The following is a 13,343-nucleotide window of genomic DNA, read 5'->3' on the forward strand; positions in this document are numbered from 1 at the left end:
CAGGTCTCGCGGAGTGGGCCGAGCCGCATGGATGCGGCGAGAGCGCCGTCAGGGCATGGATGCCCGTTCGGCGCGGGCCCACGGAGCGAGACCGGAGTGAAGGAACCCTGAGGAACGAAGGGCCCAACCAGGAGCAAGCACCCTTGGTTACTTGGGGTGCTTTTCCAAGTAACTCGCCGAAGGCGAAACAGTCTGCCCCCAGGCAGACGCCCTTGATCTTGATCTTGATACGAAGCACGGCAGGTCAGCCGTGTACCGACCTTGATACATTCAAGACAATCCACCGACACCTGCCCCCCTCACCCTTCCGCCCCGCTCGCCAGCGAAGTAGCATGGCAGCGTCGACTCCTACCCGCGGCCCACTCGGCAGCACCACACGGCGGCAGCACCATGCAGACAACACCCGACAGCACCACCGCCACCGCGCCGAGCGAAGAGCGCCGCTGGAACACCCGCGCCCTCATCGTCGACGACGACATCCCCATCCGCGAACTGCTCTGCGACTACCTCGCCCGCTTCAACATCCACAGCACCGGCGTCACCGACGGCAACGCCATGCGCCTGGCCCTCACCGAAGACACCTACGACGTCGTCGTCCTCGACCTCATGCTCCCCGGCGAAGACGGCCTCTCCCTCTGCCGCTGGCTGCGCAGCACCTCCGACATCCCCATCCTCATGCTCACCGCCCGCTGCGAACCCACCGACCGCATCATCGGCCTGGAACTGGGCGCCGATGACTACATGGCCAAACCCTTCGAGCCCCGCGAACTCGTCGCGCGGATCCAGACCATCCTGCGCCGCGTCCGCGATGACCGCACCGAAGAACGCACCACCCTGCGCTTCGACAACTGGCGCCTGAACAGCGTCCTGCGCCAACTCACCGCGCCGGACGGCCTCGTCGTGCCCTTGTCCAACGCCGAATTCCGCCTGCTGCGGGTCTTCCTCGAACGGCCGCGTCGCGTGCTCAACCGCGAACAACTGCTCGACGCCGCCCGGGGCCGCTCCATCGAAGCGTTCGATCGCAGCATCGACCTCCTCGTCTCGCGCCTGCGGCAGAAGCTCGGCGATGACCCGAAATCACCGCAACTGATCAAAACCGTGCGCGGCGAAGGCTACATGTTCGACGCCCGGGAGATTGGTTGATCCGCTCGGCCGATACCCTGTTTGCCCGGCTGTTTGGCGGGGCAATGCTGGCGATCGTCCTGGCGCACCTGCTCGCATTCGTCTGGTTTCACCACTACGGCCCCAGAATGCCGCCCCCGCCCGGTTGCGATCGGCCGATGGCAAGCCAGATGCAACCGCCACCCGAACGCGACGCTGCAACGGACGACGACCTTCAGCGCCCTCCTCCACCGCAAGGATGCCGCCCACCGATGCTCGGCATTCCGCTGGTGCCCTTGCTGTTCCAGCTGATCAGCCTGGTGCTCGCCGCCTGGTTCGGCGCCAAGGCCCTGAGCCGGCCGATCCGCCGACTGAGCGAAGCGGCCGAGCGCCTCAGCGAAAACCTCGACAGCCCGCCCCTGGCCGCCAATGGCCCTCGCGAGGCACGTCAGGCGGCGCAGGCGTTCAACCTGATGCAGGAGCGCATTCGCGAACAGGTGCAACAGCGCGGGCGCATGCTCGCCGCCGTGTCCCATGACCTGCGCACGCCGCTGGCGCGTCTGAAACTGCGGGTCGAGCAGATCGACGAGCCGCGGCTGCACGGGCAGATGAGCCAGGACCTCAACGACATGATCGGCATGCTCGACGCGACCCTGACCTACCTCAACGAACAGCGCACCAGCGAAGCGCTGCAGTATTTCGACGTGCAGGCGCTGATTGAATCCCTCGCCGAAAACGCCCAAGACAACGGTGACGACATTCAGGCGAGCGGCACATGCCGGCCACTGAAATCCCAGCCCATGGCCCTGCGTTCGTGCCTGAACAACCTCATCGACAACGCCCTGCGTTACGCCGGGCACGCGCGGGTGGAGATCGAAGACGCCAGCGATCGCCTGCGGGTCAGCGTCATCGATCACGGCCCCGGCATTCCTGAAGACCTGCGTGAAGTGGTGTTCGAGCCCTTCTATCGCGTCGAGAGCTCGCGCAATCGCAACTCGGGCGGCGTCGGCATCGGCATGACCATCGCCCGGGAAGCCGCGCGCCGAATGGGCGGCGACCTGCGCCTCGAAAAAACCCGCGGCGGCGGCCTGACCGCCGTGCTGGATCTGCCGCGAATCTGACCCGGAGCCATCAGCAGGATGGGACCGGGTGAGTTCGGTGGTACTGGCGATGGAGCCCATTGTGGGACCGGCTTTAGCCGGGAATTCGTCAGGCGTCACACCCTAAATCTGACGGTGTTCTGACTGGCCTCTTCCCGGCTAAAGCCGGTCCCACTGAGCGAAGCCTGACGCAAGCGCTCAGGTAACTCCGCCGGTACAAACCCAACACACCCACGACACGCCTTGCCCTGACGCTGCATAAGCCGGAGCACCGCCCGGCATTATCCATCTGATGGGGAGTCAGTCCGATGATCACAGGCGTCAGCGGCAGCAGCAGTTATTCCAGCTACACCAGTGCCAGCACGAGCAGCACCACCAGCACAGCCAACAGCAAGAAGTTCGCCGACGAATTATTGAAGAAACTCGACGCGAACGGCGACGGCAGCATCGACAAGGACGAGCTGAGCTCGTCGCTTTCCTCGGATTCCAAAGACGGCATTACCGTCAGCTTGAGCAAGGCGTTCGGCGATCTCGACAGCAATGACGACGACAGCCTCGACGCCGACGAACTGGCTGCGTTGACGCCTCCGCCGCCACCGCCGATGCAGATGGACGCCGCGTCCTCCGAAGACGAAGCGCAAAACCTGCTCAGTGCGCTGGACAGCGACGGCGACGGGACGGTCAGCAGCGCTGAACTGACCACAGCGTTGAGCAGTTCGGACAGCAGCGCCGACAGCAGTAAGGTGTTCGACGCCCTCGACACCAACAAGGACGGCACCGTCAGCCTCGACGAACTGACCGCCAGCCTGCAGGCCCAACAACCGCCGCCTCCGACCCCTGCTGAAGACGCCAGTGACCTGTTCAGCAGCCTGGACAGCGACAGTGACGGCAGCATCACCGCGGCCGAACTGACCAGCGCGTTGCAGGGCACGACGAATTCCGCCAGCACCTCGTCCTCCAGCAACCAGACCGCCGCTAGCCAAACAGCCACTTCGCAAACCACCACACAGGCCACCGAAGCCTTGAACCGCATGGTCGCGGCCCTCAGTGACCGTTACAACCTCAACAGCAACGCCACGTCCGGCAAATACGTCAGCACCTCGGCCTGACGAAAAAAAACCGCCGCCGGGCTGAGCTCGGCGGCGGTTTTTTATGCCCGTGCTTTTTACGGGTGTGAATTACTTGACCGGCTGCCGCGCGCGGCTGTCGCCGACCCAGTCCAGCAGCAAGCTGTAGGCCACCGCCAGCAAGGTCGGGCCGATGAACAGGCCGATGAAGCCGAACGCCAGCAACCCGCCAAACACCCCGAGCAAGACAATCACCAACGGCAGGTTGCCGCCCCGACTGATCAGGTACGGCTTGAGCACGTTATCGACGCCACTGACGATGAAGGTGCCCCACAAGCCGAGAAAAATCGCCATGCCGTAATCGCCTCTCCAGGCCAGCCACGCCGTGGCGGGTATCCAGATCAGCGGCGGGCCCATGGGCACCAGGCTCAGCAGGAAGGTGCCGATGCCCAGCACCAGAGCGCCCGGCACGCCGGCAATCAGGAAACCGATCAGGGCCAGCACCGCTTGCGCCGCAGCCGTGCCGATCACACCGTTGACCACCCGTTGCACCGTGCCGGCCACCAGATCGAGGTAGTACTGCGCGCGATCGCCGATCAGCCGTTCCAGCAGACTCAGCACGAACGCCGCCACCCGCGGCCCGTCGCGGTAGAAAAAGAACACGAAGACGATACTCAGGGTCAGCTCAAGAATGCCGCCGCCGATCTGCGCACTGCGCGCCAGCAGCCAGTTGCCTACTTGCCCGAGGTAAGGCCGGACGCTGACCAGCAGCGCCGCGCCTTGTTGGTCGATGGTGTTCCAGTAACCCACCAACCGCTCGCCCACCAGCGGAACGCCCGCCAGCCAAGTGGGTGGATCCGGCAGGCCGTCCACTTGCACGTCCTTGACGAACGCCGTTGCGTCGCGCACGTGGTCCGCCAGATTGAAACCCAGCCAGACCAGCGGCGCGAGCACCAGCACCATCCACCCCAGCGTCAGAATCGCCGCCGCGAGGGACTCACGCCCCTTGAGCGCGCGGGTCAACAGACGCATCAGCGGCCAACTGGCAAACGCCAGCACCGCACCCCAGAACAGCGCCGACCAGAACGGCACCATCACCCACAGGCAGGCGCCGAGCAGCGCGAGCAGGAGAATCTGCACCAACAGGCGATCGTTATTGAACATCGTTCATTCCGCAAAAGAGGGGGGTTAATCCGAGCAGCATACCGTCTAACCACGCAGCCCGCCGCGCGCTCACACCCACGCCAGCCTTCAGGACGGAACCGAGACGGGTCTATGCGTGCTTAAGACCTGTCCACCGGTGTTTGCGAGCGAATTGACCTTCTATCACTCAGCCCATTCTTTATTAACGGTAAAAGCGATTGTCAGCCAACGATCAGGGCCGGTACCTCCGACCTCTTCGCCAATTTCATCCCGGATCAGATCCCATGCCTCCAGGGAGCGTGGCGGCAAGCCCGGTGGAACGATGAAGTAAATCTCGATCTGCCTCCCGCGCCCCACCCGGGCCACATAGGCACGGTAGGAAAGGAAGCCATGTCGCTGGACAGCATCGCTGGCAACGTCATCGACTCTTTTCTTCATTTCTGGCGGGGTCACCAGCAGAACATCTGCGAGAGCGTCACGAATCGTCGGCAGAGGCAAGGGTAAAACGATGAGGCAGACAAGCGCCAACACCGCTGGATCTATGTAAGGCGATAACCATTCCAGCTCTGTGCCCCTGATAATCGAGCCGGTCAGGAACGCGACTAACAGAGCGCCGGTCATTGCAGCGGAGATTGTCCAGGCTTTTATGTCCAGGGCGATGAAGCTTGAATTGAGGCGTTTGTTTGCTCGTCGGCCATAGATGATCATTCCGACCGCGCTGACAAGGGCCACAAAAGCAAAAATGAGCGCGAGATCGAAGTCCAGGTGTCGCCCGCCCGCCATCAGGCTGCCGACGGCCATGATCAGGCCATAGCCAGCGGTGCCAACCAATAAAGTCCCGGACAAACCAAGCACAATGGGCTCAAGGTGCCAGAACCCCATCGTGAAATTCTTGGTCAGCCGGGCGCGACCGACATCGTTGTGAGAGAAGGCAATCAGCTTGGCAACGACCAGTGCAAAGCTCGTCATGATTGCGTCGATAAGGGTGTATACGCCGTCAAAAATAATCGACGCAGACCCGGTCAGCAGACCGAACACCACCCCAAAAATAGCCAGAGCAAACGTCACAATAATGGAAAGGCGAAGCACGCTTGGCTCTGTCATCTGACTCACGGGTACGATTGGAGGGCTGCATTGTAAACACACGGTGAAGTCAGACCAAACCTGGCTCTGCGGTCTTCAGCGGATGAGTTCGAGGGTCAGGCCGGGATTTTTCCGGTCGCCCGCTTCCATTCGTGCAGCGCGTACGCCTTTGGCCACCAGCGCCTGACGCCACGCTTCGCGCTGATCCCCGGAAAGCGTAACCCGCAAGGTGCTGTCCAGATTCAGGCCACGGGACAGCAAGGTGATCCACGGCTCCTGCGGCTCAGCGGTCAGCATCGGCAGTTCGAGCTCGCCGGTGCTTTTCAGCTCGCGCAACAGGGTCGCGGAAGTCGGCAGCAAGTCCCCCAACGGCGTGCTCGACTGAAACTGCTCGACGTGAAGGAAAGCCCGGCGGTTGCCCCGGGTGATGCCGTACAACGCCACGAGTGTGTTGTCCGCCGGCGCGGCCAGGCGCAGCAGCAAGTAGGACTGACCGTTGTCGGCGCCATACAGCTTGGCATTGCCGAACACCTCGTTGGCCCACAGGCTGCTTTCGCCGCAATCCCGCGCCTGGCACCAGAACAACAGCTGCGCGCCCTGCTGCTGTAGCGCTTCGCGGGCGGCGGTGAACGCTTCGTCGGCGCTGTGCTCGACCGGCAATTGGTAGGTGATGGCGGTGACGTTGCCGCGCCCGGACACTTGCCCGTCGAAGCGCAACTGGCCGCTGATCTTGCGAATCGAGCCCAGCGGGTAAATGCGTTCCAGCTCAACGGCAGGCCGATAATCAACGATTTCCGCGTCTGTCAGTCGCGGCAGATTGGGCAAATCCTGACTGCCGGGAACGTCGGCCGCCTGGATGGCGGCGCTGAAGCCGGTCAGCAGCAGCGTCAGCGCGAGCGTGCGGGTGAACGTCATGGAGGCGCTCATGGCAGGGCAATCGGCGAGGCGGCGGCGAATGCAGCAGGCAAAGCACCCGTGGACGTAATCGGCAGGCAAAACAAAGCCGCGACAACGCGCGGCGAGCATGAAAATAAAACGGTGCGGCGTGGGCAGTGGTCCATCGTGCAGTCTCCTGTTTCAACTGCCCCAGCCTCGGCAGTTGCAGGTCGCAAGTCAAGGCACGGCGAAGAAGCGATTGAAACAGTCTGCAACAGAGCGCGCCCCCGCCTCGTCGTTGAGGTGCAGATGGTGCCCGCCCGGCAAGGACGTCACCGTAAAAGGAACGCTGGCGAGCAGCTCCCGGTTCTGCGCAAGCATGCCCTCCTCGGCCACGATCAACTGTGCCGGACAGCGCACCGCCGTGACGAAAGCCAGCGCCTGCGCTCGCGTCAGACGAATCGACGAGGGCAAGGTCAGTCGGCTGTCGCTGCGCCAGGTGTAACCACCCGGCACCGGCATCAAGCCACGCAGGGCCAACAGCTCGGCGGCCTCACGACTGACCGCGACCATGCCTTTCATCCGCGCCTCCACCGCCCGGTCCATGTCCGGGTAGACGGGCTTACGCTTGCTCTGCTGGGTCAATTGCGCCTGCAGCGCCGCGCCCATGCGCTCGACCACAGACTCGGGCTCGCCCACCGGCGGAACCAACCCGTCGATCAAGGCCAGACGATTAACTCGTTCGGGGACCGCCGCCGCGACGATCACCGAAATAATTGCCCCGAGGGAATGCCCCAGCAGAGAAAACCGCTCCCAGCCCATCTGCCCCGCCACCTGCAACACGTCGTGGGCGTAGTCCGGCAAACCGTACGCCGAACCCGGCGGGCGGTGGTCGGAGTGGCCATGCCCGGCCATGTCCAGTGCCAGGATCCGCAGCCCTTCAAGCTTGGGCGCCAGCCGCGCGAAGCTGTTGGCGTTGTCCAGCCAGCCATGCAGAGCGATTACCGGAATGCCGTCCTGGGGACCGAACAGATGAGCGGCCAGCTCGATATGGGGCAGGCTCAGGCGGATCTCTTCCACCGAGCAGGTCATGCACGGGCTCGTTGCAGGGCGGCGTCAGTGGTTGCGCCTTCAGCTCTGGCCGTCCAGCGGGAAAACAGCGTTTTGAGCATGTGGGCGGTGTCCTCGGGATGTTCAAGCGGGAACATATGCCCGCCGGGCACGGAAAGATACTCGCCTTCGCGCATGCTTTTGACCGACAGCGCATGGTGGCGCCGCACCACATCGCTGCTCTCGCCGCGCACCATCGCCAACGGTACTCGCAACTGACGGGCCAGACCGGGGCTGGTGTGGGGCACGCTGCGGTAGATGCTGATTTCGGTGGCAGGGTCGAAACGCAAGCGCAGCCCGTCGCCATCGGCTTGCAGCCCGTGAAGCAGATACGCCTCGAAACACTCGGGATCGAAACGCCGGAACAGCGACTTGCCGGCAAAGTAATCCCGCGCCGACTCGACGCTGCTGAACACCTCACGACGCCCCAATGTCCGGCCGGCAGGCGTGATGCGGTCGATAAACCCGAAGCGCTTGGCCGCCCGAATCATCCACTGATCGAACCGGGTCAGCACCGGTGAATCCAGCATCACAACGCCGCGGTACAACTCAGGATGACGCAGCGCCGCGTGGTAATGCAGCACACCACCCAGCGAATGGCCTACGCCCCACACCGGTTGCGCCTGCTCGCGCAGATGATGAATCAACTCATCCACCAGCTCCGGCCAGTTGTCCGTCACCGGAAATTGCGGGTCATGGGCATGCTGCTCCAGATGACGAATCTCGAACTCAGGCCCAAGCGCCGCGAACAACTTGCCGTACGTACCCGACGGAAAGCCATTGGCGTGAGCGAAAAACAGAAGTTGAGACATGCCGACACACCCAGAGCAACCAGAACAAGCCGCGATTGTGCGCACCGCCCGCCAAGCGCGGCAATGACCGGAACTGCCATCGATGAGGCCACTCCGGTCATGGGGAGGTTTATCTGGGTGGGTGTGAGCGCCACGGCAGAGACGCAGAGCGTCTGAGGCGGCATTACCACGCGGAGCGTGGGAACGATCGAGCGCTGGACCGTAAGATTGATGGTGCCCAATCCTGCCTCTTCCCGGCTAAAGCCGGTCCTACTCACAGCAGCGCGTGCAGCCAGTGGGAGTAGCGACAACTCCGACCGTAGGACCGGCTTCAGCCGGGAAGCTTTTGATCTGGGCAAACGCGCTTTTGATCTTCGTACGCAAATGGCTCAAACACCGCCAATCGCGACTTGGGTGCAGGCTGAACGCAGGTCTCGCGCAGTGGGCCGAGCGGCATGGATGCCGCGAGAGCCGCCCCCCGCCATGGATGGCGGATGGCGGCGGGCCCACGGAGCGAGACCGGAGTGAAGGAACCCTGAGGAACGAAGGGCCCAACCAGGAGCAGGCACCTTTGGTTACTTGGGGTGCTTTTCCAAGTAACTCGCCGAAGGCGAAACCCGAGGCCGTTAGGCCGACGCCCTTGATCTTGGCGTCAAGCGCCCAACCATCAGCGAGACGGAGGCTGCTCACCATGGGGCACCACCGCCACCGTCAACCGGGAAATACAACAGGCCTTGCCGTCCTCCGTCGTCAGACGAATATCCCAGACATGGGTCGTGCGCCCGATATGCACCGGGTGCGCCACCGCCGTTACCCGCCCACTGCGCACCCCGCGCAAATGGTTCGCGTTGACCTCAATCCCGACACAAAAAAACCGATCGGTATCAATCACCAGATAACTGGCCGTAGACCCCACCGTCTCCGCCAGCACCACCGACGCGCCGCCGTGCAACAAACCGTAAGGCTGATGAGTGCGCTCATCCACCGCCATGCTCGCCGTCAGAGACCGATCGTCGACCGCTTCAAACCGAATATCCAGCACCTCACCGATGGTGTTCTTCTGCTTCGCATTAAGCGCGTCAAGGTCCGGAGGGCTACGCCATACACTCATGGTTCTTCCTTGTTATTAGAGAGTCATCAATACATATCAAAGGCAACAGGGCGAGCTGAGCAAACTGCTTACCGCCCCATCATTCAGCGTGCCGAACAACCACCAGTTCCATCGCACCGGCAAGGGGCAAATCCGCCTCAAGCCGAGCAAGACTGGCGGTGTGCATCGGTTGCGCCTGCTGCAAAGAGCCATGCACCGCCAGCCCGATCAACGTGCCCACCAAGGGTTGATGGCTGACCAGCAACACATTCTCCGCGCTGTACGCATCCAGTTGCTCGAGCACCTTGTGCGGATTGCAGTCTGGCGTCAGCCACGGCACGGTCACGATGGCATCGGTGAACCCGAGGGCCTGACGGACCAGCTCGGCGGTCTGCTGAGCACGCACATAGGGGCTGGCGATAATCCGCTGCAGCGGCTGACCCATCAGGTGAGCGGCGCTGCGCAACACCTCTTCGCGGCCCTTGGCCGTCAGCTCTCGCTCGGCATCCGTACGGGCCTGAGGTTTCGCCTCGCCGTGTCGCAGAATCCAGAGCTTCACGGTTTCGGCTCTTCGTCGGGCTTAACCGGCGGAGTAACCGACGGGCCAACCGGCGGAGTAACCGACGGGCCAACCGGCGCAGAGGACGATGCATCGGCAACAGGGGGCGACGTGTCGACCACCACCTGCGGGGTTTCGGAAACCACCGGCGGCGTGGCGGGAACCGGGTGCGGAGTCACTGGCACCGGTTGAGGCGTGACGGGCGTCGGCTCAGCCGCGGCAGGCGCCGGTTGCGGCTTGACAACCACCACATGCGGCGCCTCGCCCTCAGGAGCACGCGGCGCAGGCCAGTCAGCAAACGGCCATGGCTTCTGGTCGGTGTGGAAGGTGCCAAAGCGACCGATCTGCGCCAGATACTGGCTCAGGCTGTCGCCGAACGACATGACGCTGAGGCTCGGCGCGCCATTGAACAGGCGGTAAACCAGCTGCACCAGGACAGCCACCCCCAGCACCACCTCCGCCACTTGCCAGACCAGCACAAACAGCACCATCCACAAGATGCGCAGCAGGATCGATTCGTGTTGCTTGAGTTTTGATTCGTTCAAGAGCTTCTCCGTGTGGGGATCAGTTGAAACCACTGGTTGAAATGAAATCGACGTCGGTTTTGGGCTCGGCGCGCATCAGCAGCTCGATGACCTGCTCCAGCGTGCGGCCCTCGAAAAGAATGGCGTGAAGCCCTGCCACCAGCGGCATGTAGACCTGCAGTTCCTGCGCCTTGGCCTTGAGCACCTTGAGGGTGTTGACGCCCTCCGCGACCTCGCCCAGTCGGGTCACCGCTTCGTCCAGGCTCAGGCCCTGCCCCAGGGCAAAACCGACCTGATAATTACGGCTCTTCGGCGACGAACAGGTGACGATCAGATCGCCGACACCGGCCAGCCCAAGGAAGGTCATCGGGTTGGCACCCTGACTGACCGCAAAGCGGGTCATCTCCGCCAGCGCGCGGGTGATCAGCATGCTCTTGGTGTTCTCGCCCATGTTCAGCGCCACCGCCATGCCGGCGATGATGGCGTAAACGTTTTTCAGCGCGCCGCCCAGCTCCACGCCAAAACGGTCGGCGCTGGCGTACACGCGGAAGGTACGACCGTGCAGCGCGGCCTGAACCTGCTGACAGAGGTCTTCATCTTCGCTGGCAACCACAGTCGCAGTCAGGGCGTATTCGGCGATTTCCCGGGCCAGATTGGGCCCGGACAGCACGCCAATCCGCGCAGCGGGGGCGATATCCTGGAGGATCTCGCTCATGAGTTTGAAGGTGTCGGCCTCGATGCCCTTGGTCAGGCTGACCAGCATCTTGCCGGCGAGCAGATCGACATGCGGGGTCAGTACGCCACGCAGCGCACTGGACGGCAGCGCCACGAACACCAGTTGACTGTCTTGCAAAGTGGCGTGCAGGTCGGTGACCGGCTCGACGCCGTCGAGCACCTTGATGCCCTTGAGGTAGCGCGGGTTCTCGCGGTTCGTCCGGATCGCCTCGGCCTGCTCCGGATCGCGCATCCACTGCGTCACCCGATGACCGTTGCCGGCCAACAGATTGGCCACTGCGGTCCCGAAGCTGCCGCCGCCAAGGACCGCTATTGGTTGCTGCTGGGTCATAAAACAATCCATTCAGGGCCATCACATCTGGCGATGCGGGCATTATACGGAGCGTTAGTCTCGGGGCCAGCGGCAAAAGGTGCCCCCACGAACTTATAGCCGATCCCCCACTCTTGCCGAGGAAATTGCCCACAGCTCGGTTAAGATGCGCCCCCGAGATGAAAATTCCTCAGCGACGCCGATGAGCTATCGTCAGGTCGTTCCCGAAGAGATCAGTGACATGACACCAAGCGTTCACTTCCCGTGCCCCGTCAGGCGTTGCCATGCCTGACCCTCGGTACATCCTGCGAATCCGGCCAGCTGGAATCGCGTCGTGACGGCTCAGCGCGGCTGGAACATCAGCACCCGGACGCAGATCCTCAGCCTGGGCCCCGCGTTATTGCTGACCCTCCTGCTAATCAGCTTCTTTACTGTGGTGCGAATTCAGGACCTGCGACAGGAACTCAATCACACCGGGCAACTCATCGCCAACCAGTTGGCGCCCGCGTCGGAATATGGGGTCATCGTCGGCAATAACGCCGTCCTGGAAAACCTCATGAACGCCACGATGAACACGCCCCACGTGCGTTTTCTCGAAGTGCGCAACAGTGCCGGCAAGGTGCTGGTTCATGTCGAACCCGCCGAGGAACAAGGGCATTCGCGGCAGATGGAAGTGTTCCAGGCGCCTATCCGCCTGCAGCCGGACAGGTCCGCGCAGCCGTTCGAAAGTGCCAACGAAGCCGGTTCCGGTGACGACCCCAGCGTGCCGGTGGAAGGCTATCTGGGACGGGTGCTGGTGGGCATGTCCAGCGATGCCTTTAACCAGCGCGAGCAGGAGATATTGCTGAAGGCCGGTGTACTGGCGATGTTCGCCCTTCTCTTTACTTACATGCTGGCCAGACGCCTGTCGCTGAGCCTGTCCCAGCCGATCAGCGCCATGAGCGCGGCGGTGAAAGCCATCCAGCAGGGCGATTACTCGGCCCCGCTGCCGGTTGCCGACGATGCCGAGCTGGGCGATCTGGCCAGACACATCAACAATCTGGCCCTGGGCCTTGAGAAGGCCAGCCGCGAGCAAAAGCAGGCAATGGACGAGCTCATCCGCACCCGCGAAGAAGCCGAACGTGCCAACAACGCGAAGTCCGAATTCCTCGCCATGATGAGCCACGAACTGCGCACGCCCATGAATGGCGTACTGGGCATGCTGCAGTTGATGGAAACCACGAAGATGACCGATGAGCAGGCTGAATACGCCGCGTTGGCCATGGAATCCACCGAGCACCTGCTGCGGGTCATCAACGACATTCTGGATTTCTCCCGCTTCGAACGCGATGCGCTGGAACTGGAAAGCATTTCGTTCAACCTCGCCGACCTCATCAGCACCTCGGTTCAGGCATTTGCCCACAACGCACAGCAGCGCGGTCTGGCACTGGAACTGGAACTGCCGCCGTCGATGGAGGCGCTACAAGTCAAGGGCGACCCGACGCGCATCCGGCAGATTCTGGTCAACCTGATCGGCAATGCGCTGAAATTCACCGAGTTCGGCAGCGTGCGCGTCGAAGCGGACTTCACCCTCGCCAACCCGCAGCACATTTTGTTCACCTGCGCGGTGCGCGACAGCGGCATCGGCATTTCTCCGGACCTGCTGGAATCGATGTTCGACGCGTTTCAGCAAGCGGACAACTCCATCTCCCGTCGCTATGGCGGCACCGGCCTGGGCCTGCCCATTGCGCGCAACCTGGCCGAACGCATGGGCGGGTCACTGCAGGCCCAGAGCAGTGAAGGACTCGGCTCGGTGTTTCAGTTAAAAATCCCGTTGCAGCGGGTTCAGCCGCCAGTGATAGAACCCACGTCCGG

11 protein-coding genes and 2 pseudogenes are annotated in these 13,343 nt (G+C 62.9%); 4 read left to right on the forward strand and 9 right to left on the reverse strand.

Annotation, left to right across the window (positions count from 1 at the left end):
- Positions 1–390 precede the first annotated feature (390 nt).
- The 3 genes from ACYASU_RS12450 (at position 391) to xopAW (ending at position 3,310) form a co-directional block, all read left to right on the forward strand.
- Positions 391–1,143, forward strand: coding sequence for a response regulator (locus ACYASU_RS12450; RefSeq protein WP_133771586.1), 753 nt, complete (start codon positions 391–393; stop codon positions 1,141–1,143).
- Positions 1,140–2,222 carry a sensor histidine kinase gene (locus ACYASU_RS12455; protein WP_463582989.1) on the forward strand — a complete coding sequence of 361 codons (1,083 nt, stop codon included), beginning with the start codon at positions 1,140–1,142 and terminating at the stop codon, positions 2,220–2,222. Before ACYASU_RS12450 ends, ACYASU_RS12455 begins: the two co-directional genes overlap by 4 nt.
- A 287-nt stretch (positions 2,223–2,509) precedes the next feature.
- On the forward strand, positions 2,510–3,310 hold the full coding sequence (gene xopAW / locus ACYASU_RS12460; RefSeq protein WP_463582990.1) for a XopAW family type III secretion system calcium-binding effector: 801 nt from the start codon (positions 2,510–2,512) through the stop codon (positions 3,308–3,310).
- 69 nt (positions 3,311–3,379) lie between these two features.
- Here xopAW and ACYASU_RS12465 read toward each other — a convergent pair whose 3' ends face one another.
- The 9 genes and pseudogenes from ACYASU_RS12465 to ACYASU_RS12505 form a co-directional block, all read right to left on the reverse strand.
- Entirely contained in the window at positions 3,380–4,432 is a 1,053-nt protein-coding gene (locus ACYASU_RS12465) for an AI-2E family transporter (RefSeq protein WP_192174903.1), read from the reverse strand.
- Positions 4,433–4,594: 162 nt separating this feature from the next.
- Positions 4,595–5,515: a cation diffusion facilitator family transporter gene (locus ACYASU_RS12470; RefSeq protein WP_463582991.1), complete on the reverse strand. Its 921-nt coding sequence runs from the start codon at positions 5,513–5,515 to the stop codon at positions 4,595–4,597.
- Positions 5,516–5,590: 75 nt separating this feature from the next.
- Positions 5,591–6,409: a DUF4892 domain-containing protein gene (locus ACYASU_RS12475; protein ID WP_346626376.1), complete on the reverse strand. Its 819-nt coding sequence runs from the start codon at positions 6,407–6,409 to the stop codon at positions 5,591–5,593.
- A 198-nt stretch (positions 6,410–6,607) separates the two neighbouring features.
- Entirely contained in the window at positions 6,608–7,462 is an 855-nt protein-coding gene (locus ACYASU_RS12480; RefSeq protein WP_463582992.1) for an alpha/beta hydrolase, read from the reverse strand.
- Positions 7,459–8,292, reverse strand: a complete 834-nt coding sequence (locus ACYASU_RS12485; RefSeq protein ID WP_463582993.1) for an alpha/beta fold hydrolase — start codon at positions 8,290–8,292, stop codon at positions 7,459–7,461. The genes ACYASU_RS12480 and ACYASU_RS12485 overlap by 4 nt, the downstream gene beginning before the upstream one ends.
- 646 nt (positions 8,293–8,938) lie before the next feature.
- Positions 8,939–9,382, reverse strand: coding sequence for a hotdog fold thioesterase (locus ACYASU_RS12490; protein WP_074884934.1), 444 nt, complete (start codon positions 9,380–9,382; stop codon positions 8,939–8,941).
- Positions 9,383–9,461: 79 nt separating this feature from the next.
- Positions 9,462–9,920: a phosphohistidine phosphatase SixA gene (sixA, locus tag ACYASU_RS12495; protein WP_463582994.1), complete on the reverse strand. Its 459-nt coding sequence runs from the start codon at positions 9,918–9,920 to the stop codon at positions 9,462–9,464.
- Positions 9,921–10,144: 224 nt separating this feature from the next.
- Positions 10,145–10,465, reverse strand: a pseudogene (locus tag ACYASU_RS12500) (DUF4389 domain-containing protein); the annotation flags it as partial.
- Positions 10,466–10,484: 19 nt separating this feature from the next.
- Complete coding sequence (locus tag ACYASU_RS12505; RefSeq protein ID WP_463582995.1) at positions 10,485–11,510, reverse strand: NAD(P)H-dependent glycerol-3-phosphate dehydrogenase; 1,026 nt, start codon at positions 11,508–11,510, stop codon at positions 10,485–10,487.
- Positions 11,511–11,823: 313 nt separating this feature from the next.
- Here ACYASU_RS12505 and ACYASU_RS12510 point away from each other — a divergent pair.
- Positions 11,824–13,312: pseudogene (locus tag ACYASU_RS12510) on the forward strand (ATP-binding protein); the annotation flags it as partial.
- Positions 13,313–13,343: the final 31 nt, after the last annotated feature.

This window comes from Pseudomonas sp. HP_12, from assembly GCF_055283955.1.